This is a genomic window from Amycolatopsis sp. NPDC098790 (genome assembly GCF_044759945.1).
Classification (GTDB): domain Bacteria; phylum Actinomycetota; class Actinomycetes; order Mycobacteriales; family Pseudonocardiaceae; genus Amycolatopsis.
Genome location: NZ_JBIWAI010000002.1, coordinates 442,675 through 466,295, shown reverse-complemented (window position 1 = coordinate 466,295; position 23,621 = coordinate 442,675). Strand labels below are relative to the sequence as shown.

The 23,621-nt window shown below is 72.9% G+C and carries 16 protein-coding genes; 9 read left to right on the top strand and 7 right to left on the bottom strand.

What is annotated here, in order from left to right:
- The first annotated feature begins 5 nt into the window (after positions 1-5).
- Positions 6-1,259, top strand: a complete 1,254-nt coding sequence (locus tag ACIQWX_RS15820) for an amidohydrolase family protein (RefSeq protein ID WP_400870550.1) — start codon at positions 6-8, stop codon at positions 1,257-1,259.
- A complete protein-coding gene (locus ACIQWX_RS15815; protein ID WP_400870547.1) occupies positions 1,256-1,954 on the top strand; it encodes an alpha/beta hydrolase fold domain-containing protein in 699 nt (232 codons plus the stop codon). Before ACIQWX_RS15820 ends, ACIQWX_RS15815 begins: the two co-directional genes overlap by 4 nt.
- Here the strand turns inward: ACIQWX_RS15815 and ACIQWX_RS15810 are convergent.
- Positions 1,923-3,686, bottom strand: a complete 1,764-nt coding sequence (locus ACIQWX_RS15810; protein WP_400870544.1) for a glycoside hydrolase family 3 protein — start codon at positions 3,684-3,686, stop codon at positions 1,923-1,925. The two genes, ACIQWX_RS15815 and ACIQWX_RS15810, sit on opposite strands and share 32 nt — an antisense overlap.
- Before the next feature lie 255 nt (positions 3,687-3,941).
- Entirely contained in the window at positions 3,942-4,718 is a 777-nt protein-coding gene (locus ACIQWX_RS15805) for an IclR family transcriptional regulator (protein WP_400870541.1), read from the bottom strand.
- A 66-nt stretch (positions 4,719-4,784) separates the two neighbouring features.
- Here ACIQWX_RS15805 and ACIQWX_RS15800 point away from each other — a divergent pair, with 66 nt between their 5' ends.
- On the top strand, positions 4,785-6,050 hold the full coding sequence (locus ACIQWX_RS15800) for an MFS transporter (RefSeq protein ID WP_400870538.1): 1,266 nt from the start codon (positions 4,785-4,787) through the stop codon (positions 6,048-6,050).
- A 7-nt stretch (positions 6,051-6,057) separates the two neighbouring features.
- Here ACIQWX_RS15800 and ACIQWX_RS15795 read toward each other — a convergent pair whose 3' ends face one another.
- Positions 6,058-6,600: a TetR/AcrR family transcriptional regulator gene (locus ACIQWX_RS15795; protein ID WP_400870535.1), complete on the bottom strand. Its 543-nt coding sequence runs from the start codon at positions 6,598-6,600 to the stop codon at positions 6,058-6,060.
- Between the two features lie 61 nt (positions 6,601-6,661).
- Positions 6,662-7,504: an oxidoreductase gene (locus ACIQWX_RS15790; protein WP_400870532.1), complete on the bottom strand. Its 843-nt coding sequence runs from the start codon at positions 7,502-7,504 to the stop codon at positions 6,662-6,664.
- Positions 7,505-7,710: 206 nt separating this feature from the next.
- Here ACIQWX_RS15790 and ACIQWX_RS15785 point away from each other — a divergent pair, with 206 nt between their 5' ends.
- The 3 genes from ACIQWX_RS15785 to ACIQWX_RS15775 all read left to right on the top strand — a co-directional run bounded on the left by ACIQWX_RS15785 (position 7,711) and on the right by ACIQWX_RS15775 (position 12,197).
- Positions 7,711-9,276 carry a cytochrome c biogenesis protein DipZ gene (locus tag ACIQWX_RS15785; RefSeq protein ID WP_400870529.1) on the top strand — a complete coding sequence of 522 codons (1,566 nt, stop codon included), beginning with the start codon at positions 7,711-7,713 and terminating at the stop codon, positions 9,274-9,276.
- 84 nt (positions 9,277-9,360) lie between these two features.
- Entirely contained in the window at positions 9,361-10,821 is a 1,461-nt protein-coding gene (locus tag ACIQWX_RS15780) for an aldehyde dehydrogenase (protein WP_400870526.1), read from the top strand.
- Positions 10,818-12,197, top strand: coding sequence for an MDR family MFS transporter (locus tag ACIQWX_RS15775; RefSeq protein WP_400870523.1), 1,380 nt, complete (start codon positions 10,818-10,820; stop codon positions 12,195-12,197). The genes ACIQWX_RS15780 and ACIQWX_RS15775 overlap by 4 nt, the downstream gene beginning before the upstream one ends.
- Here the strand turns inward: ACIQWX_RS15775 and ACIQWX_RS15770 are convergent.
- Together ACIQWX_RS15770 and ACIQWX_RS15765 are read right to left on the bottom strand one after the other, a co-directional pair.
- Positions 12,161-12,646, bottom strand: a complete 486-nt coding sequence (locus ACIQWX_RS15770) for a carboxymuconolactone decarboxylase family protein (protein WP_400870521.1) — start codon at positions 12,644-12,646, stop codon at positions 12,161-12,163. The genes ACIQWX_RS15775 and ACIQWX_RS15770 overlap by 37 nt on opposite strands.
- A gap of 104 nt (positions 12,647-12,750) precedes the next feature.
- The gene (locus ACIQWX_RS15765) at positions 12,751-13,872 is read right to left on the bottom strand and encodes a hypothetical protein (RefSeq protein ID WP_400870518.1); all 1,122 of its coding nucleotides are present in this window, start codon (positions 13,870-13,872) and stop codon (positions 12,751-12,753) included.
- Positions 13,873-14,170: 298 nt separating this feature from the next.
- Between ACIQWX_RS15765 and ACIQWX_RS15760 the strand changes: the two genes are divergently transcribed.
- Positions 14,171-19,489 carry an RHS repeat-associated core domain-containing protein gene (locus ACIQWX_RS15760; protein ID WP_400870516.1) on the top strand — a complete coding sequence of 1,773 codons (5,319 nt, stop codon included), beginning with the start codon at positions 14,171-14,173 and terminating at the stop codon, positions 19,487-19,489.
- Positions 19,490-19,504: 15 nt separating this feature from the next.
- On the opposite strand, the gene ACIQWX_RS15755 is transcribed toward ACIQWX_RS15760, so the two are convergent.
- Entirely contained in the window at positions 19,505-20,098 is a 594-nt protein-coding gene (locus ACIQWX_RS15755) for a TetR/AcrR family transcriptional regulator (RefSeq protein WP_400870513.1), read from the bottom strand.
- Positions 20,099-20,208: 110 nt separating this feature from the next.
- Between ACIQWX_RS15755 and ACIQWX_RS15750 the strand changes: the two genes are divergently transcribed.
- Together ACIQWX_RS15750 and ACIQWX_RS15745 are read left to right on the top strand one after the other, a co-directional pair.
- The gene (locus tag ACIQWX_RS15750; protein WP_400870510.1) at positions 20,209-21,273 is read left to right on the top strand and encodes an MBL fold metallo-hydrolase; all 1,065 of its coding nucleotides are present in this window, start codon (positions 20,209-20,211) and stop codon (positions 21,271-21,273) included.
- Positions 21,270-23,618 carry an acetyl-CoA acetyltransferase gene (locus tag ACIQWX_RS15745; RefSeq protein ID WP_400870507.1) on the top strand — a complete coding sequence of 783 codons (2,349 nt, stop codon included), beginning with the start codon at positions 21,270-21,272 and terminating at the stop codon, positions 23,616-23,618. Before ACIQWX_RS15750 ends, ACIQWX_RS15745 begins: the two co-directional genes overlap by 4 nt.
- Positions 23,619-23,621 lie beyond the last annotated feature (3 nt).

Here is a 23,621-nt window from a genome sequence, read left to right as displayed (position 1 = left end):
CGGACATGACAGCGAGGATCGTGTTCACCGGCGGCCGCGTCTTCGACGGCAGCGGCTCCCCCGCCGTGCCGGGCGACGTCGTGGTCCGCGGCGACCGGATCGAGCACGTGGGTCCGGGCGTCGAGGTCACGCCGGACGACCGGCTGGTCGACTGCCGCGGGGCGACGGTCCTGCCCGGCCTGGTCGAGTCGCACTGCCACCTGACGTTCCCGTCGGCGGTCGGGCACGTCGACCCGTCGTTCAACCCGCCGGTCGACGTCAGCTTCTTCCGGAGCATGCCCAGCCCGGACGAGCACCTGGCGATCGCCGAACGCAACGCCCGGATCCTCCTGGACCACGGGTTCACCAGCGCCTACTCCGCCGGGTCGCTGACGCCGGTGCCCACCGAGGTGCGGCTGCGCGACCGGATCGCCGCGGGCCTGGCCGCCGGGCCGCGGATGCGGGCCGCGTCGTTCGAACGGGACAACAACCCGGTCCGGATGGGCCCGGACGGCCCGGCCCCGCAGGAGACCGGCCCCGACGCCGTGCGCGCGTTCATCCGCGAACAGGCGGAACTCGGGTTCGACAGCGTGAAGCTGCTGATGAGCAACGACGACGTCTTCTTCGAAGGCGGCTCGATGGTCACCCAGTACAGCGCCGAGGAGGCGAACGCGGCCGGCGAGCAGGCACGCGAGTCCGGCGTGTGGCTCAACTGCCACGCCCAGGCGCCCGAGTCGATCAAGCTGGCCGTGCGGGCCGGGTTCCGGTCGATCTACCACTGCTCCTACGCCGACTCCGAAGCCATCGACCTCCTGGAAGAGCACAAGGACTCGATCTTCCTGTCCCCCGCCGTCGGCATCATGTGGGCGAACGTCCACGAGGGCGCCGAGTTCGGCATCGACGCGGCGATGGCGGAGAAGATGGGCTCGGTGAAGTCGCTGGCGGCGATGGAGCAGCTGTACCCGGAGCTGCGCAAGCGCGGCCTGCGGGTGCTGCCCGGCGGCGACTACGGGTTCCCGAACAACCCCATCGGGCGCAACGCGCGGGACCTGGAGCTGTTCGTCCGGCTCTTCGGCTACTCCCCCGCCGAAGCGTTGCGGGCGACCACTTTCCACGGCGGCCAGGTGATGGACCTGCCGGTCGGGCTGCTCACCGAGGGCTACTTCGCCGACGTGCTCGTCGTCCGCGGCGACCCGACGTCGGACGTCACGCTGCTGCAGGACCCGGCCAACCTGGACGTGATCATGCAGGGCGGGCGGTTCCACAAGGCGGCCGCGTGATCTACCGCGAAGTGCCGGGGTTCCGGCCGCTGGAGCTGGACGTGACGTCGGCGGACGACCCGGTCGCGACGATCGTGTACCTGCACGGCGGCGGCTGGCGGCGCGGGTCGCGGCACGGTTCTCTCCCCGGCTTCGAGTCGTTGACCGGCGAGCTGGCGGCGCAGGGGTTCCGCGTCGCGGCGGCCGACTACCGGCTCAGCGGGGAGGCGATCTTCCCCGCGCCGCTGGACGACGTGCGTGCCGCGATCGAGTTCGTGCGCGACGAGAAGCCCGTGTTCGTCTGGGGCGAGTCGGCGGGCGCGCACCTCGGGCTGCTCGCCGCGTTCACCGGGTCCACTGTGGACGGCGTGGTGGCGTGGTTCCCGCCGACCGACCTGCTCGGCCTGACCGGCGACGTCTCCCGCGAAGCCGCCCTGCTGGGAGCGTCGCCGGAGTCGGTGCCGGACCTGGCCCGCGAGGCGAGCCCGCTGACGCACGCCCACGCCGGCGCGCCGCCGGTGCTGCTGATGCACGGCTCGGACGACGATCTGGTGCCGTCGTCGCAGAGCGTCCGGCTCGCGGACGCACTCCGGGACGCGGGCGCGCCGGTGGAGCTGCACCTGGTCCCCGGCGCCCGCCACCGCTGGACGGGCGCCGATCCCGCGGCCGTCGTGGCCACGTCCGTCAAGTTCCTGCGGGGCGCACTGACTCGCTGACGTGCCCGAGCGGGAACAGCGGGTCCGCGGTGCCGCCCGGCCGGTCCTCCGGGTGGGCTTCCACCGCGGCCATCGACGACGGCAGTTCGATCGGCAGCCGCCCCTCGGCTCGCGCGTGGCCGAACACGACGTCCAGGACGGCGTCGTCGGCCGCGCCGAAGTCGGCCAGCAACGCGGCGGCGTGCTCGGCGAGTTCCGGGACGACGGCCGCGCGGTCCAGGAAGACGTCGACGACCGTCGGGACGGTGGCCATGAGCGCTCGCAGGTGGTCGCTCGCCTCCCGGGGCAGGTCGAGCCGGCCCTGGTGGAAGAACGCCTCCGGGAGGCGCGGCCTCGGTTCGTACGGGGTGCCGATCCGGACCACCGCGGCGTCGGCCTCGGCCGGTTCGTCCACAATGGACCCGTAGCGCGCGGCGACCGCGGGGTCGATTCCTTCGACGTAGAGCCGGATCCCGGGCTCCAGCGGAAGGGAGCCGGCGAGCAGCACCATCGACCGGCGTTGCGCGTCGGCTCCGGCGGCCGTGAAGTCCGCCCGGCCGACGGTCGCGACCGCGTGCCCTTCGTCGACGTACGGGTTCTCGAACAACCCGAGCCGGAACATCAGCGCCAGAACGCGCCCGGCCGACTCGTCGAGCCGCGGCTCCGGCAGCCGGCCCGCTTCGACGAGGCCGACGACGACGTCCGGGCACCACTCGCCGCCGAACTGGTCGACACCGGCGTCGAGCAGCCGCAGCACGCGTCCGGCGACGTCGAGGTCCTCCGCGCCCCACGCGCGGGCGGGCCACACCGAGCCGCCGGGCAGCACGACGTCGGTCAGCAGCCCGAAGTCGGTGCACACCAGGCCGTCGAAGCCCTCATCGCGGCGCAGCTGGCCGGCGATCACCTCGCGGTCGAACGCGAACCCGACCCCGGCGAGCCCGGGCACGCCGACCGGGCGGCCGTAGTACGGCATCACCGCGGCCGCCCCGGCCCGCAGCGCCGGGCGGAAGACGGCGCGGTGCTCCTCGTAGCGTCCGTCGGGGTAGACCTGGTCCTTGCCGGACGCGAAGTGCGCGTCCTCGCCGCCGGCTTGCGGACCCGCGCCCGGCCAGTGCTTCACCATCGCCGCAACGGAACCGGGTCCGAGGTCCGTCCCTTGGAGACCTTCGACGTACGCGGCGGCCAGCCGCGCGACGAGCTCCGGATCGGCGCCGAACGTGCCCGACGTGCGGCACCAGCGGGGTTCGGTCGCGAGGTCGGCCATCGGGTGCAGCGCCAGCCGGATCCCGACCGCGGTGTATTCGGCGCGGACGACTTCGCCGAAGGCGCGAACGGCATCGGCGTCGGCCAGTGCGCCCAACCCGAGCGGTTCGGGCCAGCGCGAGCAGCCGCCCGACGGCACCGAGGTCAGCGGGTTGTCGTTCGCCGAGTGCCGCGGGTCGGACGAAACGAGCACCGGGATGCCCAGCCGGCTTTCCGCGGCCAGCCGCTGGACGTCGTTGTGCCAGCGGGCCAACGGGCCGGCCGCGACCGGCGCCATCAGCGAGAGGCAGCGGAGGTGCTTGACCCGCAGGACATCGGTCGTCGGCGCGGTGGGCAACGGCCCGGCGGGATCTTCGACGAAGCCGCCGTCCGGCCGGACGGCGACCGGGGCGTGGAAGAGCAGCCCGGCCTTCTCCGGCAGGGTCATCCGGCCGAGGAGGTCACGGACGCGTTCGCCGACCGGTCGCGCCGGGTCCTGGTAGGTGAACATGCGGCCGAGCATGACAACCGGCCCCGGGGCGGGCCCATCGGCGTGCCATTCAATGGCATGTCCGCGCGGCCGAGCCGAAGACCGGCGCCGCCACCGGCACCTCAGCGCGCGCCCAACTCCCGCGGCCGAGAAACATCGAGCGGAAGGGCAGCCACCGATCCCTCAGCGCGCGCCAAGCTCCCCGCCCGAGCCAGGTAATCCCGGCCGAAGACCGGCGCCCCCAAGACCTCAGCGCGCGCCCGGCAATCGCCGACCTCAACGCGCGCCCAACTCCCGCGAAATTCCTCGCGCCGCAGTCTGGACCGCCAACCCGAGATGCCGCGGCTGCGCCACCCGCTTCGGCACCAGCACCCCCAGCACCCCCGCCGGTACCTCACCGCGCCCGAAAATCGGCGCCGCCACCGAAACGATCGCGACCGTCTCGTCCTGGCGGCGGAAGATCGCCAACCGTTCCCGACGCACCTCGGCCAGCGTCCGGCGCAGCTTGTCAGCCGGGATCAACCGGTTGTCCGGCTCGCTGTACACCGGCTTGGCCAGCAGCTCCTCCTGGACCTCCCGGGGCGCGAACGCCAGCAGCGCCAGCCCGACCCCGGTCGAGTGCAGCGGCAGCCGGCCGCCCGTGCGGTAGTCGACCGGGGCCGCCTGGTGGCCGGACAGCCGCTCCACCAGCAGGGCCTGCATGCCGTCGCGGACCGCCAGCTGGACGTGCTGGTGGGTGACTTCGGCGAGGTCGTTCATGAACGGCAGCGCGACCTGGCGCAGGCCGTGCCCGCGCGGGGCGAGCGTCGCGACCTCCAGCAGGCGCAGGCCGACGCAGAAGCGGCCGGCGTCGTCGCGTTCGAGCGCGCCCCATTCCCGCAGGCGGTTCGCCAGCCGCAGCGCCGAGCTCGGCGGCATCTCGCAGCGGCGGCTCAGCTCCGCCAGCGAGAGCGTGCGGTGCTCGGCGTCGAATGCGGCCAGCAGCGCCAGCGCGCGGTCGACGACCGGCTCGCCGTGCGCCGGACGGCGGCCGCGCTTTCCATTGGTTGGCACAAGCGCTGACCGTACCCGAAGCCGCTGGTCATCCTTCCCGGCAACCGTGGCGAAAGGTGCCCAACGATGAGTGCTTCCGTCGAAACCACCCCGGCCCGACCCGGACCGGCCGTCCCGCGCCGGGGTTTCCTGTTCTTCCTCGGCCTCGCGGCGGTCGGCGCCGCGATGGCGAACCTCGTCCCCGCCGTGCTGACCCTGTCCCTCAAGGCGACCGAGCTCGACGCCGCCCGCGCGACCACCACCGTCTCGGTGGTCACCGGCGTCGGCGCGCTGGCCTCGCTCGTCGCCTTTCCCCTGCTGGGCCGGCTCAGCGACCGCACGACCAGCCGCCTGGGCCGGCGCCGGCCGTTCCTCCTGCTGGGCTCGGCGTTGTTCGCCGTCGGCGCAGTCGTCCTGCTCGTCGCCGGCAGCACGCCGGTGCTGACGCTGGCCGCGGTCGCCACGTTCACCGGGTTCAGCTCGGTGACGGTCGCCTGCACGGCGGTGCTGGCCGACCAGGTCCCGCCGCACCGGCGCGGGCCGGCGTCCGCGGTGCTCGGGCTGAGCCTGCCGCTGGGTGCCGTCCTCGGCCTGTTCGGCGCCCAGCTGGTCGCCCCGGACCTGGCCGCGATGATCCTCCTGCCCGCCGGTGCGGCGATCGCCGGCACGCTCGCGTTGTTCGCGTTCCTGACGGACGCGCCGATCACGGAACGTCCGCCGTTCGACGCGCGCGAGCTGGCCCGGACGTTCTGGGTGAACCCCCGCCGCCGTCCCGACTTCGCGTGGGCGTGGGCGAGCCGGCTGCTCGTCTTCCTCGGCGTGGCGGCGATCCAGGCGTACCAGACCTTCTACCTCATCCTGGTGCTGCACTTCCCGCCCGATCGGGTGGCGAGCGCGGTGTTCCTGTCCACTTTGGTCCTGACGGCCGCGGCCGTGGTCTTCGCCCCGATCGCGGGCGAGCTGTCCGACCGCGTCCGCCGCCGCAAGCCGTTCGTGGTGGCGGCCGCGCTGATCTTCGCCGCCGGGCTGGTGCTGGCGGCGTTCGCGCACTCGTTCCCGGCGTTCCTGACGGCGGTCGGCGTCGTCGGGCTCGGCCAGGGCGTGTACCTGAGCGTCGACATCGCGCTCGTCACGCAGCTGGTGCCGGATCCGGCGAACCCGGCCAAGGACCTGGGCCTGATGAACATCGCGAACACCCTGCCCAGTTCCCTGGTGCCCGCGGTCGCGCCGGCGATCCTCGCGCTGGGGGCGACGCCCGAGGCACCGCAGAACTTCGCGGCGCTCTTCGTCTTCGGGGCGGTCGCGGGACTCCTCGGCGCCGTCCTGGTCCTGCCGATCCGCCAGGTCGCGTGACGCCCGGTCAGTGCGTGCCGAACGCCCGCAGGAACGTGTCGACGATGACGTCGGCCGCCTGCGCGTCGCCGAGGTCCGGGAGATCCTTTGTGGACAGGTGCACCAGCTGGCCGAGCACGGCGCCCGGCCAGCGGTCCGGCAGCCCGGTCCGGAGGAAACCTTCGTCGGTGGCGCGCTGGAGGAAGGCGTCGACCTCGTCGATCGCGCGCAGGCGCCGGGCCCAGATCTCCGGGTCCGAGCGCATGCGGCTGACCTCGGTCGGCCACTTGCGGTTGACCCCGACGATCTCCTCGACGTACCGGTGCAGGGCCACCGGCACCGGCGCCTCGCGGAGCCGGGCCGCCTCGATCGCCGCCTCGATCGCGTCGAGCCGGGCTTGGTACACCGCCGTCAGCAGTTCTTCGCGGCCGGTGAAGCGCCGGTAGACGGTCCGGCGGTCCACGCCGGCCTCCGCCGCGATCGCCGCGATGCTCGTGGCCGGGTCGTCGGCGAGCATGCGGGCGCCCGTCGTCAGCAGGAGTTCGAGGTTGCGCGCGGCGTCGGCTCTCACGGTCCCAACCTACCCTTCGGTGTCGCTTTCCCCGGCTCAACCGCCACCCGGCTGAGGCCGCTCAGCGTTCCTCGGCCGGGAAGTCGGCCGCGCGGCTCGCCTCGGCCCACCGCTCGGTCTCGGCGGCCCGCTCCTCGCCGGCCTTCAGCGCGGCCACGACGGCGTCGCCGCCCAGGATCAGCCGCCGCGGCGGGTCGTCCGAGCCGACCGCGTCGACGACGACCTTCGCGCCGCGGGCCGGGTCGCCCGGCTGGTTTCCGTCGTGCTCGTCGCGGTAGCGGTGGATGGCGCCGACCGTCTGCTCGTAGTCGGCGCCCACGGCGTGCCGGGTCATGGACGAGCCCTGCCAGTCGGTCCGGAACGCCCCGGGCTCGACGATGATCACCTGCACGCCGAAGGGCGCCGTCTCGCTCGCGAGCACCTCGGAAAAGCCCTCCACCGCGAACTTCGCGGTCTGGTAGGCGCCCATCCCGGGGGTGCCGCCGACGCGGCCGCCGATCGAGGAGAACTGCACGAAGGTCCCGGACCGCTGTGCCCGGAAGACGGGCAGGGCGGCGCGCGTGACGTTCACGACGCCGAAGAGGTTGGTCTCGATCTGCGCGCGGAAGTCGTCCTCGGGCATCTCTTCGATGGGTGCGCTGTTCGCGTAGCCGGCGTTGTTGACGACCACGTCGAGACGGCCGAAGGCATCGGTGGCCTCCTGGACGGCACCGGCCGCCGCGCCGGCGTCGGTGACGTCGAGGGCGAAGGGCCGGACGCGGGTGCCGTACCGGGCGACGAGGTCGTCCAGCTGCCCGGGCTGCCGCGCGGTGGCCAGGACGGAGTCGCCCGCCGCCAAAACCGCTTCGGTGAGGCTGCGGCCGAAGCCCCGGGAAGCTCCGGTGATCAACCAGGTCCTGCTCATCGCCCTGCTCCTGTCGTTAAGTGCGTCATCGATGTGTCAATTAGAGCATGAAGTGGCACGAAGTGCGACTCGATGTGACGACGGAGACAACGGGCACCCAGCCGACGGAGAGTCCGAAGTGGACAGTGAGCGTGGAAACCTGACGAAACCCTTACCGCAGCCCCACAATCCCGGAGCCGGCCACGGACGTCATTACGGTCGTTTTCGTGCCCACCCTCCTCATCGCCGGCCTGCTCGCCGGGATCGTCACCAGTGTTTCGCCGTGCGTGCTGCCGGTGCTGCCCGTCGTGCTGACCGCGGGCGCGCGGCGCCCCTGGGCGGTCGTCGGCGGGCTCGTCACCAGCTTCAGCCTCGCCACCCTGTTCGGGTCCCTGCTGCTGGACGCGCTCGGCCTGCCGACCGGGCTCCTGCGGACCGCGGGCATCGCCGCGCTCGTCCTGCTGGGCACCGGGTTGCTCGTGCCGCGCGCGGGCGAACTGCTGGAACGGCCGTTCGCCCGGCTGCGCGGCCGGGCCGCCGCCGACGGCCGCGGCGGGTTCGTCACCGGCCTGGCGCTGGGACTGGTGTACGTGCCGTGTGCGGGGCCGGTACTGGCCACCATCGCCGTGGTCGGCGCGACCGGCCACATCGGGTTCGGCGGCCTGCTGCTGACCGCCGCCTTCGGGATCGGCACCGGCATCCCGCTGGTCCTGCTCGCCGCGTCGGGCGGGGCACTGGCCCGCCGGGCACGGTTCCTGCGGACGCACGCCCGGACCCTGCGGGTCGCGACCGGCGCCGCGCTGGTGCTGGTCGCCGCCGTCACCGCGTTCGACCTCGCCGCGCCGCTGCAGCGCACCGTGCCGGACTACACCGCCGCCGCCCAGCGGGCGGTCGGCACCGACCAGCTCGACCAGCTCACCCACGCCCCGGAGTTCACCGGCATCAGCACCTGGCTCAACACCCCCGGCGGGCAGCCCGTTTCGCTCCGGGAGCTGCGCGGCAAGGTCGTCGTCGTCAGCTTCTGGACCTACAGCTGCATCAACTGCCAACGCGCGCTGCCCCACCTCGAGCAGTGGTCCGCCACCTACCGCGACGCCGGCCTGACGGTGATCGGCGTCCACACCCCCGAGTTCGCGTTCGAGCACGACCCGGGCAACGTCGCCGACCAGGCCGAGGCCCTCGGCGTCCGCTACCCCGTCGCCGTCGACAACGGCTACGCCACCTGGAACGCCTACCGCAACCACTACTGGCCGGCCGCGTACCTGATCGACGCGACCGGGCAGGTCCGCGAGACGAGCAACGGCGAGGGCGGCTACGCGGAGTTCGAACAGCGGATCCGCACCGCGCTCACGGACGCAGGAACGCCTCGGCTCCCGCCGCCCACCGACGTCCCCGACACCACCCCGGCCACCTCGCTGACGCCGGAGACCTACCTCGGCGCCGAGCACGCTCCCCTGGCCACCACCGGCACCCGGGTCGCCACCGGCCGCACGCGCGGCTACACGTTCCCCGCCTCCCTCGACGCCGACACCTTCGCCCTCGACGGCACCTGGACGTCCGGCACCGACAACCTGACCGCGGGACCGGACGCCCGGCTGCGGCTCGCCTTCCACGCCACGTCCGTCCACTGGGTACTGGGCGGGACCGGGACGGTGACCGTCGACGGCACGAGGACGATCACCGTCTCGGGCCCGCCGACGCTCTACACCGTGCTGGACGGCCATTCCGGTCGCGGTGAGCTGACGTTCTCGGTCAGCCCGGGCGTACAGGCTTACTCCTTCACCTTCGGCTGAGGTTGTGCACCGCCTCACAGATGCGCTGCTTGATAGTTCTAAGTGCTACATTGATGTGGCAGATCAAGAACTCCGGAGGCACCTGTGATCACCCACAACCAGCTCTTCATCGGCGGCGCGTGGACCACTCCGAGCAGCGCCGAGCTGCTGGACATCGTTTCCCCGCACGACAACGCGGTCATCGGCCGCGCCGCGCAGGCGCTGCCCGCCGACGTCGACCGCGCCGTCGCCGCCGCCCGCAAGGCCTTCGACGAAGGGCCGTGGCCGCGCACCGCACCCGCGGAGCGGATCGCCGTGCTCCGGCGGCTGGCCGCCCTCCGCGAGAAGCGCGCGGACGAGATCGCCGCCCTCATCTCCGCGGAGAACGGCTCGGCGCTGTGGTTCACCAAGGCCGGCCAGCCCGGACTGGGCCGGCAGGCCAACGCCTACTTCAAGGCGGCCGAAGAGTTCGACTGGGAGAAGACCCTCGAGCCGTCGGACCCGGCGCTGCCGTTCCGGTCGGTCGTGCGCCGGGAGGCGATCGGCGTGGTCGCCGCGATCATCCCGTGGAACTCGCCGTTCTCCTCGGCCATGGCCAAGATCGTCCCGGCGCTGCTCGCCGGCAACAGCGTCGTCCTCAAGGTCTCGCCCGAGAACACGCTGAGCATGAGCCTGCTCGCCGACCTGCTTGCCGAAACCGGGCTGCCGGAGGGCGTCATCAGCGTCCTGCCCGCGGACCGCGAGACGAGCGAACACCTCGTCAAGCACGCGGGAGTCGACAAGATCGCCTTCACCGGCTCGACGCGCGCCGGGCGCCGCATCGCGTCGCTGGCCGGGGAGCAGCTCAAGCGCGTCAGCCTCGAACTGGGCGGCAAGTCCGCCGCGATCATCCTGCCCGACGCCGACGTCACCACGGCGGTCCAGGGCCTGAAGTTCGGTTCCCTGCTCAACAACGCCGAGTCCTGCATCGCCCAGACCCGCATCCTCGCGCCGCGCAGCCGCTACGAAGAGGTCGTCGCCGGGCTGAAGGACCTGGTCGAGTCCCTCGGGGTCGGCGACCCGGCCGACGACGCGACCTTCATCGGCCCGATGATCCGCCGCGACCAGCAGCAGCGCGTCCTCGACTACATCCGCCTCGGCGTCTCCGAAGGCGCGCGGCTCGTCACGGGCGGCCCCGAAATCCCGGCGGGGCTGGAAAAGGGCAACTACGTCACGCCGACGCTCTTCGCCGACGTCGACAACGGGATGCGCATCGCCCAGGAGGAGATCTTCGGCCCGGTCCTGGTCGTCATCGCCTACGACGACGAGGACGACGCCGTCCGGATCGCCAACGACTCCGAGTACGGCCTCTCCGGCGGCGTCTGGTCGGCGGACCCGGCGCACGCGCTGGCCGTCGCGCGCCGGGTGCGGACCGGCACCGTCACCGTCAACGGCGCGCCGATCGGCTTCGACGGCCCGTTCGGCGGCTTCAAGGCCAGCGGCCTCGGCCGCGAATACGGCGCCGTGGGCCTCGGCACCTACACCGAGTACCAGACCATCACGATCCCGGAAGCGACAGACCGATGACCCTCGACGTCCCCGCCAGACCCGCGGTGCGCCCGGCGATGGCGGCGCTGGTCCTCGCCGTCCTGCTGGCCGCACTGGACCAGACCATCGTGTCCACGGCCTTGCCGAAGATCGCCGCCGACCTCGGCGGGTTCCGCGACATCGCCTGGATCACCGCGTCCTACCTGCTCGCCTCGACCGCCGCCACCCCGCTGTGGGGCAAGCTCGGCGACCTGCTCGGGCGCAAGCGCCTGTACCTCGTCGCCACGACCGCGTTCCTGGTCGCGTCCGCGCTGTGCGGGCTCGCCCAGGACCTCCCCCAGCTGATCGCCGCCCGCGCCGTCCAGGGCCTGGCCGGCGGCGGCATGATCGTCCTGACGTTCGCACTCGTCGGCGACATCGCCGAACCCGCCGAGCGCGGGCGGTACCAGGGCAGGTTCGGCTCGGTGTACGGCGTCGCCAGCATCGCCGGCCCGCTGCTCGGCGGCCTGTTCACCGACCACCTGTCGTGGCGGTGGGCGTTCCTGGTCAACGTGCCGGTGGGGCTGGTGGCCGTCGTCCTCGCCGCCCGCGCCCTGCCCTCGACCGGCCGCCGGCCCGCGGCCCGCATCGACTACGCGGGCGCGCTGCTGCTGGCCGGCGCGGCGACGGCCCTGGTCCTCATCACCTCCTTCGGGCCCCGCTGGGGCTGGACGTCCCCGGGCACCCTGGCGCTCGCCGGCGCGGCGATCGTCCTCATCGGACTCGTGGTCCCGGTCGAACGCCGCGCCGCCGCACCGGTGCTGCCGCTGACGATGTTCGCCTCCCGCACGGTCGTCATCGCCTCGCTCGTCGGGTTCATCGCCAACGTCGCGATGTTCGGCGTGCTCGTCTACCTGCCGACGTTCCTGCAGGTCGCCGACGGGGTGTCGGCCACGCTGTCCGGGGTGCACATGCTGCCGCTGGTGCTCGGGCTGGTGGTCAGCCAGTCGTTCGCCGGCCGGTGGGTCGCGAACCCGGCGCGGCTGCGGGTGGTCCTGGTGACCGGCATGGCGCTGAACGTCGCCGGGCTCCTGCTGCTGAGCACGTTGGCGCCGGGCACGGCCCAACTCGCCCTCATCGCCTACTTCCTCGTCGCCGGCGTCGGCATCGGCATGGTCCCGATGGTGGCGCTGACGGCGGCGCAGAACGCGGTGCCGGCCGCCGACATCGGTGCGGCGAGCGCGGTGGTCACGTTCGCCCGCTCGATCGGCGCCGCGTTCGGGGTGGCCGTGTTCGGCACCCTGCTCGGCGAAGACGTCGCGCACACCATCGGCGGTGCCTTCCTGGCGATCACCCCGGTGGTCGTGGTGGGCACGGTGCTCGCCGCGCTGCTGCGGCGTCAGCCGGTGACCGCCGCGAACATCCCGGGCTCGTAGGAGCCGCCCTTCTGGTGCACGATCACGGCGAGCCGGTTCGCCGCGTTGATGAGCGCGACCAGCGCCACCAGGGCGGCGACCTGTTCGTCGTCGAAGTGCTCGCGCACCCGGGCCCAGGTCGCGTCGGAGACGCCGTCGCAGGCGTCCGCCAGCCGGGTGCCCTCCTCGGCCAGCGCGAGCGCGGCCCGCTCGGCCTCGGTGAACACGGTCGATTCACGCCAGGCGGCGACGAGGTGCAGCCGGACGGCCGTCTCCCCGGCGGCCGCGGCCTCCTTGGTGTGCATGTCGATGCACCAGCCGCACCCGTTGATCTGGCTGGCCCGCAGGCTCACCAGCTCCTGGGTGGCCTTCGGCAGCGGCGACCGCTCGACCACCTGCCCGAGGTTCGCGAACCGCTTGCCGAGCCGGGCGCCGGTCTCGGTGGTGAACAGGTCGAATCGGGGTTCCATGGTGTCGTCCTCACTCGTGTCGTGGCGGGTGAACGACCTCAAGACACCGGGTGCGCGAACCCTGTGACAGCCTGCTGTTGTGACGGGCGTCACCGGCCAGGCGCTCACGTCACCGGGTTCTCGACCAGGTACACCTCCGGCGAGGGCGCGCCGCACGTGATCGGCAGCTCGCCGGGGTGGCCGGTGAACGCGAGCGTCGCCGCGGCGGAACTCAGGGAGACGGCGACGCTGCTCGCGCCCGCGTCCGGGCGGAACGGCCCGGCCGACAGCGTTCCTTCCGCGGGCAACAGCAGCACGATGTCCCGGTCCCGCACCAGGGGTGTCGGCGGGATCGCCACGCCGGCCGCGACGTTCTGCGCCGCCGGGGTGCCGCCGCGCACCACCAGGTTCAGCTCCGTGACCCGGCCGGACACGCTGCCCGAGTACCCCTGGTCGAGGAGCTTGTTCACGGTCGCCTTCGGGATCGTCAGCGCGCCGGAGGCGTCGGTGAACGACATCGACCCGGCGCGGGCCACCGTCAGCGGGATGGTGCCGCCGACCGCGATGCCCGCGTCGAGCCGCTGGTCCCCGAACGAACACCGGTACGGCGCGTTGATGATGCCGTTCAGGTACCCGGGCGCGACGGGTGGGAAGTGCAGCGGCGCGCCGTGGATCAGCGAGACCGGCTGCCCGGCCGGACCGCCGACGGCGATCGTCAGCAGCGCGTTGCCCGCGGTCGGCGTGCACGTCGCGTCGACCTTCAACCGCAGACCCCAGGACGCCTTCAGCGTGACGTGCGCCACCGCCTGCTCGAACTTCAGCGTCACCGTGCCGCTCTGCGGTGCGGTGTACGGGCCGACGTCGAAGGTGCCCTGCAGCGGCAGCCCCACGGTCAGCGGCTCGCCGGGCTTGATGACGATGCCGACCGTGCCCGCGAGCCCGGTCAGCCAGGACGGGAACGTGATCGCACCGGACCCCTGGGAGAGGTAGAACTGCTGGCCAGGGCCCAGACCGGTCGCGACGACGCCCTGGACGTCGACGCTGGTGCCGAGGTCGAAGACCTTGGTCCCGCCCAGGTCGGGCAGCGTGATCGCGCAGCTGATGGGCAGGTCGAAGCGGCCGGTGTCGACGCCGACAGCCGGCACGTCGGCCGGCGCGAGTGCCTCGGCGGGTGGCACCGCCGTGGTCAGGGAAGCTGCGGAAACCGCGGCGAGGACAGCGATCCGCCGCAGCGGACGTCCGAACATGGCTTGCCTCCGTGCGAAAGCGGGGACGAGGACGGCCCATGGGACACCCGAAGGTAGCGGCGGCCCGCGCCGAGATCCAGGGGAACCGTTGCCGCGCAAGGTTTTCGTCACGTCCGGACGAGGCGACGGCGGCGGCGTGCTCACCGCCGTCCGGCTCGCGGGTGTGAACCACGTCGCAGCCGCGGGGACACGATCGGCTGACCGAAGGGGCAACGTGAGGGGTTCGCGATCTTCTCGCCGACACCACTTGTTAACTTGATTTTGTGGTCGTCAGGCCCGTGGAGGGGAAGAAGCACACGTGAGCAACCCGTTGATCGCGCAGACGCAGGATTCGACGAAGGCGTATTCCGGCATCTCGCTGCTGGAGTCGGCGAACGACCTGAAGTCCGCGATCGAAAGCGGCGACTGGGCCTCGGTCGCCCTCGGCGCCGTCGGCACCGCCCTCGACGCCCTCTCCATGGCCATGGACCCCTTCGGCGCGATCCTCGCCGCCGGCGTCGGCTGGCTGATCGAACACGTCGGCCCGCTCAAGGAAGCCCTCAACGCCCTCACCGGCAACGCCGACGAAATCGCCGCCCAATCCGAGACCTGGAAGAACGTCGCCACCGAACTCGGCAGCATCGGCGAAGACCTGACCGGCATGGTCAAAGCCGACACCGCGTCGTGGACGGGCAACGCCGGCGACACCTACCGCCAGCGCGCGCAGGACACCGTCACCCTGCTGGAAACCGCGCAGAAGGGCTGCGAAGGCGCCTCCAGCGGCGTCAAGACCGCCGGCGAGGTCGTCGCCGCCGTGCGCGCGCTCGTCCGCGACATCATCGCCGAACTCATCGGGCACCTGATCAGCTGGGCGCTGCAGGTCGTGTTCACCCTCGGCATCGGGCTCACCTGGGTCGTCCCGCAGGTCATCAACGCCGTCGCTAAGACGGCCTCGAAGATCGCCGATCTCACCAAACGGCTCGTCAAGGCACTGCAGGCGCTCATCCCGCTGCTCAAGCGCGCCGGCGACCTGTTCTCCGACGCCGCCAAGGCCCTGAAGAACATCAAGCCCGGCAAGGCCGCCCCGACGCCGAAGCACGCCGACATCAACGGCAACCCCAAGGGCCTGGACGGCCCGAAGGGCAACGGCGGGCCGGACGCTCCCCCGCCGAAGACCGACCCGCCGCCGGCGCCGAAGGGCGGCGACGGGAACACGACGCCGTCGGGTGCCAAGGGCGATTCGACCACGCCGTCCGGCGACCACACCCCGCCCCCGCCGAAGAGCGACCCGCCGCCCGCGTCGAAGAGTCCCGACGAGACGCCGAAGAGCCCGGACCCGACGCCTCCCCCGGCGTCGAAGGGGCCGGACACCACGCCGTCGAGCACCCCGAAGGGCGACCCCAAGGGCGACGGCGGGCGGATCAAGGACAACAACCCCAAGCCGGACGAGCACACCACGCAGACGAAGGACAAGACCGACTGCGGCGACCCGATCGACGTCGCGACCGGGGCCGTGATGCTCGTGCAGGAGGACGTCTCCCTGCCGGGTGCCCTGCCGCTCGTGGTCGAGCGCACGCACCTGTCGACCTACCGGGCCGGCCGGCTGTTCGGTCCCACCTGGGCCTCGACGCTGGACGAACGCCTCGAGGTCGAGCCGGACGGCCTGCACCTGGCGCTGGCCGACGGCACCCTGCTGCGCTACCCGGTCCCGGCCGGGGTGGAGGCGGTCGTCCCGGACAGCGGCCCGTACCTGGCGCTGCGCCGGGTCCGGCACGGGTTCGTCGTCGGCGACCCGCAGTCCGACCGCATGCGCTACTTCGCCGGCCGTCCCGGCGACACCACGCTGCCGCTGCGCGCGGTCGTGGACGGGACGCGGAACCGGATCGTCGTCCGCTACCGCGACGGCGTGCCGGTGGCGCTCGAGCACTCCGGCGGCTACCGCGTCGAGATCGACAGCGCCGGCGGCCTGGTCACGGCGGTGCGCGCGGCGGGCTCCCCGGTCCCGCTGGCCGAGTACACCTACGACGCCGCCCGCCGGCTCGTCCAGGTCGTCGACGCGGTGGGCACCCCGCAGAAGTTCACCTACGACGCCGACGGCAGGCTGACGCGCTGGGAAGACGTCAACGGCCGCTGGTACCGCTACGGCTACGACAGCCAGGGCCGCTGCGTGCGCGCCCAGGGCACCGACGGCTACCTGGACACGGCGCTGGCCTTCGAGCCCGGCGTCACGACCGTCACCGACTCGCTCGGCGCCGTCACGCGCTACCGGCTCGACGAGCGGCTGCGCGTGGTCGGGCAGACCGACCCGCTCGGGCACACCACGAGTGCCGAGCGGGACCGCTTCGGGCGCGTGGTCGCCGAGACCGACGAGCTCGGCAACGTCACGCGCTGGGACTACGACGAGGTCGGCAACCTCGCCGCCGTGACGCGGCCCGACGGCAGCCGGATGGTCGTCGGCTACGACGAGCGGCACCGGCCGGTCGCGGTGACCGGGCCGGACGGCGCCGTGTGGCGCTACGAGTACGACGCCGGCGGCAGCCTCGCCCGGACCGTCGACCCGACGGGCGCGGCCACCTCCTACACCTACGACCCCTTCACCGGCACCGTCGATTCGGTGACCGACGCCCTCGGCGGGGTCACCCGGATCCAGGCCAACGCCGCCGGGCTCCCCCTGCTCGTCACCGAACCGGACGGCGCCGTGTGGCGCTACGGCTACGACGCGCTCGGCAACACGACCACCGAGACCGACCCGCTGGGTCACACCACCACCTTCGTCAGCGACGCCGCCGGCCGCCTCGTGCAGCGGCGCGACGCCGACGGCGCGGTCGAGGAGTTCGCCGCGACGGCGCAGGGCAGCTTCGAGGAGCGGACGGACCCGCGCGGCGGCGTCACCCGCATCGAGTACGCCCAGTTCGACCTGCCGGTCAGCGAGCGCGACCCCGGCGGCGGCACGCTGAAGTACGGCTACGACACCGAACTGCGGCTCACCTCGATCACCAACGAACGCGGCCTGGTGTGGCGCTACGAGTACGACGCGGCGGGCCGGAAGATCGGCGAAACCGACTACAACGGCCGCGTCCTGCGCTACGGCTACGACGCCGCGGGCCGGCTCGTGGAGCGCACCAACGGCGCCGGGCAGACCATCGCCCTCGAGCGGAACGCCGTGGGCCGGGTCGTGCGGCGCAGCAGCGCCGACGAGGTCGCCGTGTTCACCTACGACGAGGCCGGCCGGATGGTGTCGGCGGCCAACGCGCACAGCGAAGTCCGGTACACCTACGACGCGCTCGGCCGCGTGCTGGCGGAGTCCGTCAACGGCCGGACCGTGGTCCACCGCTACGACGCCCTCGGCCGCCGCGTCGCCCGCCGGACGCCGTCGGGCGCGGAGTCGGTCGTCGGCTACGACGCCGCCGCACGCCCGGTCGCGCTGACGACCGCCGGGCGCACCCTGCGGTTCGGGTACGACGCCGCCGGCCGGGAAACCGTGCGCGAACTGGTCACCCGTACCGGGCCGGTGGCGCAGCTGCGGCAGGACTGGACCCCCACCGGGCAGCTGTCCGCGCAGACGGTGCTGCGCGGCCCGGACACGTTGCAGCGGCGCGAGTACGGCTACCTGCCCGACGGCTACCTCGCCGGGGTGACCGACCTGATCTCCGGGCCGCGCACCCTCGACGTCGACCCCCGCGGCCGGGTCCGCGCCGTGCGCGGTCCGCGCTGGCAAGAGGACTACGAATACGACGCGAGCGGCGCCCTCACCGGGGCGGGCTGGTCCGGCGGGCCGCAGGCCGGCGGGCCCCGGTCCTACACCGGCACCCTGCTCACCTCGGCCGGCCCGACGCGCTACAGCTACGACGGCGAAGGCCGGGTCGTCGCCCGCGAACGCCACGGGCAGCGGTGGACCTACGAGTGGAGCGCGGAAAACCGGCTGACCGGCGTGCTCACCCCCGACGGCACGGTGTGGCGTTACCTCTACGACCCGTTCGGCCGCCGGATCGCCAAGCAGTGCCTCGACGGCAGCGGCGCCGTCGCCGAGCAGGTCGAGTTCGCCTGGGACGGCCAGGTCCCGGCCGAACAGGTCCACAGTGGACCGGGCCGGCCGCCGGTCGCGACGGTGTGGGAGTACGCGCCCGGCTCGCCGGTCCCGCTCACCCAGACCGAGCGCGTCCTCGGCGCCGCCGGGGACCGGTTCCACGCCATCGTGCCCGACCTCGTCGGCGCGCCCGCGGAGCTGGTCGACGACACCGGTGCGCTGGCCGGCCACCTGCACACGGCGCTGTGGGGCCCGGCCGTCTCGGCCGGCGGCACGGCGCGTACCCCGCTGCGGTTCCCCGGCCAGTACCACGACCCGGAGACCGGGCTGCACTACAACCGCCACCGCTACTACGACCCCGAGACCGGCCGGTTCCTCTCGCACGACCCGCTGGGCCTGACCCCGGCGCCGGACTCGATGTCCTACGTGGACAACCCGACCGCCATGACCGACCCGCTCGGGCTGGGCCCGCAGCGGACCACGCCGTGCGCGGCGGCGGCCGCCCGGGCCCAGGCCCACCCCTACGCCCGCGGGAACGACGGACCGTCGACGAGCAACCGCAAGTACCCGGAAAGCACCTACGGCGACCGCAACGCCGAGCGCAAGCGCCTCAACGAGAAGTACGACTACAAGATCGACGGGGACAAGACGCACCAGAACGAGCACGCCGCCGGGTACGACATCCTGAGCGACAACGGCGGCGCGAAGGGCTTGCGGAAGGACAAGGACAACAAGCCGCTGGAGAACAACGCTTACGCCTACTACGAGGACCACGCCAACCACCGCTACCACCCCGGCACGGGCAAGGGCGGCGCGAACCACGAGTCCGGGTTCACCAAGGGCGACGTCCGGGACGCTCCGGACACCTCGCCGGACGCGAACCTCAAGTACGACGACCGGCTCGGGTCGTACCGGCACGCCCAGCGCAGCGCCATCGAAGGCAACGACCCGAGCTCCGCGGTGCAGCTCAACCAGCTCGGTTACGGCCACCAGCAGGGTTTCGGCAAGACGGGCAACGACACCTTTTCCGACCAGGTCTACCACGGCAACGACAAGAACCACGTCCACCACGAAGACCACCCGCTGTACGACAAGGACAAGGCGGACGCGGCGAAGGCGGAGCAGGACCGGCGCGACGCCGTCAAGAACGACCCGAACCACGCCGACCGCAAGGCGTGGGAAGACGAGCAGAAGCGGATGGCCATCGCGGACGACTCGTACCACAAGATGATCGACGACATGCGCTCCAGCGGCGAGGGCATGCGGTACAACCCCCAGGCGGGCCAGGCGGTTCCGGCCGGCGGGCACACGGCGGACCACGGCACGGTGACCACGAAGCCGATCGACAAGTGGGACGCGGCCGAGATGCACGGCGCCCGCGACGCGGCGCGCACGGGCGAATGGCCGGGCTACGGCGGTTTCTACAAGAACCCGACGGCCGAGGACTGGGCCAAGCTCGAGCGCGGCGAGCTCGACCCGCCCCAGATCAAGAACATGCCGGACCCGACCGACGCGCAGATCTCGGACGCGGCGGCGAAGTTCAAGGCCCACCACGACCCGCTGTGGGAACGTCAGCAGGAGGGCTTGGCGAACCAGATGGACGTCGACTGACGCGACCGCGATCGGCTAACCGGCGGTGACCGCGCCGAGGACGAAATCCACCAGTTCGCCCGCGTAGTCGGTCAACCCCGCCGCCACCTGGGGGCGCAAGTGGGCGGGCGCCGCCAGCGCGTGGTTGAGGCACCCGCCCACGATCGCGTCCAGCAGCAGCGTCACGCTCGTCGCTCCGTGCAGCTCCCCCCGGGCGATGCCGCGCCGGACGATCGCGCGCGCCGCCAGTACCTGGGCCTGCCTCAGCTCGGCCACCCGCTCCGCCACGCCGGGGATGCGGTCGGCTTCCAGGAGCAGCCTCGTCGTCGCGCGGCCCGACTCGCCGAAGAACGCCGTCAGCATCTGCTCGGCGAGGCGGACCAGGTCCTCGCGCACCGAGCCCGTGTCGATGTCCGCGACCGGGGTGATCCGCGCTTCCAGGCAGCTGGCCAGCAGTTCCTTCTTGTTCGGCCAGCGCAGGTAGATCGACGCCTTGCCGACACCGGCGCGGCGGGCCACGGAGTCGACCGTGAACCGGCCCCAGCCGTCCTCGCCGAAGACCTCCGCCGCCGCGCTCAGCACGCGGCGGTCGACCTCGGGGTCGCGGGGGCGTCCGGCCTCGCCCGTCATGCGCCTCACCTCGCCCCGTGATCGGGGTCATTGCCGCACGGAATCCGACCACTATAGAGTCGGGGCATTACTGGACGCACCTTGTTCAGTATCTCGCGGGAGGTGCACCCATGCCGGGAATCGAAGTGCTCGGCACCGAGCAGCAGGCGGCGTGGCGCGCGCGGCAGCGGCCGCCGGTCGAAAAGCTGCCGGGCGGGCTGTGGTCGGTGCCGGTGCCGATCCCGGACAACCCGCTGCGCTACACGCTGTCCTACCTCGTCCCCGCCGATGAAGGCCTGGTCGTCGTCGACCCCGGCTGGGACACCGACGACGGCTGGACGGCCCTGCTCGACGGCCTCGCCACCGCGGGCGCGTCGACCGCCGACGTGGCCGGGATCGTCACCACGCACGTCCACCCCGACCACCACGGCCTGTCCGCCCGGCTGCGCGCGGAGTCCGGCGCGTGGATCGGCATGCACCCGGCCGAACGCGCCACGCTCCCCCAGCGCCGTCGCGACGAGCACGGCGACCCCCGCACCGAGATCACGACGTGGCTGCGCGGCTGCGGCGCCCCGGAAGCGGAGATCGCCGACCTCCTCGGCGCCCTCGAAGCCGCCCCGCGCCCGGCCGCCGAGCTGCCCGAACCGGACGTCCTGCTGGAGGACGGCGACCTCGTCCCGGTGCGCGGCCGCCGGTTGCGCGCGGTGTGGACACCCGGGCACACGCCGGGGCACCTGTGCCTGCAGGAGCCGGACGCGCAGCTGCTGCTCACCGGCGACCACGTGCTGCCCCGCATCACCCCGGCGATCGGCTCCTGGCCGGGCGCGGCCGAGCCGCCGCTGGGCCAGTTCCTCCGTTCGCTGGAGCGCACCGCGACCTTCGACGACCACGACGCGCTGCCCGCGCACGAGTACCGCTTCCGCGGCCTCGCGGCGCGCAGCGAGCTGCTGCGTGAGCACCACGAGCAGCGGTGCACGGAGATCGTCGACGTCGTGACCGGGCACGGGCAGCCGACGCCGTGGGAGATCGCGACGCGGCTGACGTGGTCACGGCCGTGGCCCGAGATCGGCTTCATGCGGCTGTCCGCGGTGGCCGAAACCGTCGCGCACATCGAGTACTTGGCCGGGCAGGGCCGCCTCGCCTGGCCGGGCTACGGCGGCCCGTCCCCGATGCGAGTGACCAGGGGCGCCCCGTGACCGACCTCGACCCCCGCACCCCGGTCATCGTCGGCGTCGGGCAGTTCGCCGAACGGCTCGACGATCCCGGCTACCGGCGCCTGTCCGCCGTGGACCTCGCGGCCGAAGCCGTCCGGGCCGCGCTGGCCGACACCGGTGCCGATCCCGGCGACGTCGCCGCGGCCGTCGACACCGTCGGCGGCATCCGCCAGTTCGAAAACTCCACCCCGATCGCGTCCGCTCCCCTGGGCCGGTCCGACAACTACCCGCGCTCGGTGGCCGCCCGCGTCGGGGCCGCTCCGGCACGGGCGATCCTCGACGTCGCCGGCGGGCAGAGCCCCCAGCACCTGGTCACCGAGCTCGCCGCCGCCATCGCGGCCGGCGAGGCGGAAGTCGCGCTCGTCTTCGGTTCGGAAGCCATCTCCACCGTCCAGCACCTCGCCCAGGCCGCGGACAAGCCCGACTTCACCGAGCACGTCGAGGGCAGCCTCGAAGACCGCGGCTACGGCCTGAAGGGACTCGCGTCCCGGCACCAGGTCGCGCACGGCCTCGCGGACGCCCCCAGCCAGTACGCGCTGTTCGAGAACGCCCGGCGCGCCCGCCTCAAGCTGTCCCGCGAGGACTACGCCACCGCGATGGGGGAACTGTTCGCGCCGTTCACCAAGGTCGCCGCCGCGAACCCCTACGCCGCCGCGCCCGTCGAACGCAGCGCCGAAGAACTCGCGACGCCGTCCGAAGCGAACCGTCCGATCGCCGACCCCTACACCCGCTACCTCGTCGCGCGGGACAAGGTGAACCAGGGCGCCGGGGTCGTCCTGACGTCGGTCGCGGCCGCCGACCGGCTCGGGATCCCCCATGAGAAGCGGGTTTTCCTGCACGGGCACGCGGACCTGCGCGAACGCGACCTCATGGAGCGCGCGGACCTCAGCACCGGCCCCGCGTCGGTCATGGCGGCCCGGCACGCCCTCGACGTCGCCGGCATCGAGGCCACCGATCTGTCCACAGTGGACCTCTACAGCTGCTTCCCGGTGGCCGTCTTCACGGTGCGCGAAGGACTCGGCGACCTGCGCGACCTCACCGTCACCGGCGGCCTGCCGTTCTTCGGCGGGGCGGGCAACAACTACTCGATGCACGCGATCGCCGAAACCGTCCGGCGCCTGCGGTCCGAGCCCGGCGCGTTCGGGTTCGTCGGCGCCAACGGCGGCCTGCTGAGCAAGTACTCCGCCGCCGTCTACTCGACGACGCCGGTCGCGTGGCGCGCCGGCGACAGCGCCGCGCTGCAGGCGGAAATCGACTCGTGGCCCGCACCACCGGAAGCCCGGCGAGCCGACGGCTGGGCCACGATCGAGACGTACACGGTGAAGCACGGCGGCCGGCGCACCGGCATCGTCATCGGCCGGCTCGAGGCCGACGACCGCCGCTTCCTCGCCACGACCCACGACGGCGACGCGGAAACGCTCGACCTGCTCTCCACCGGGGAGCCCATCGGCCGCCGTGTGTTCGTGCGCTCCTTCGGGTTCGGCAACCGCGTCACGACAACCGCGGCCCGGATGGCGGAGCTGTTCCCGCCGCGGCCGAAAGTACTGCGGGAGGACTACGAACACGTCCTGGTCCGCCGCGACGGGCACCTCCTGGAAGTCACGATCAACCGCCCGGAGTCCCGCAACAGCCTGCACCCCGCGGCCAACGAGGAGCTCGACGAGGTCTTCGACGCCTACTTCGCCGACCCCGACCTGTGGGTCGCGATCCTCACCGGCGCGGGCGGGAAGTCCTTTTCGGCAGGCAACGACCTCGTGCACTCCGCGTCCGGGAAACCGTTGTGGGTGCCCAAGAACGGCTTCGCCGGGCTCACCAGCCGCCGGGACATGGGCAAGCCGGTGATCGCGGCGGTCAACGGCTACGCCGTGGGCGGCGGCTGCGAAATCGCCCTGGCCTGCCACCTCGTCGTCGCGGACGCGACCGCGCGGTTCGCCCTGCCGGAGGTCAAGGTCGGCCTGGTCGCCGGAGCCGGCGGGCTGGTTCGGCTACCGCGCACGATCCCGCCGGCGGTCGCCACCGAAATGATCCTCACCGGACGCCGCCTCGACGCCGAAGAGGCACTGGCTTACGGGCTCGTCAACCGCGTCACCGAAGCGGGCCAAGCCCTGGAGGGCGCTCGCGAACTGGCGGCGCGGATCCTCGACGGCTCCCCCACGGCGGTCCGGGCCTCGCTGCAGATCATGGCGGAAACGCGCGGCATTCCCGACCCCGTCGACGCGGCCGACCACCCGTCCCCGGCGTTCGACGACCTCCTCGTCAGCGAGGACACGATCGAAGGCATCACGGCCTTCGCGCAGAAGCGCCGGCCCGTCTGGCGCAACCGCTGACGC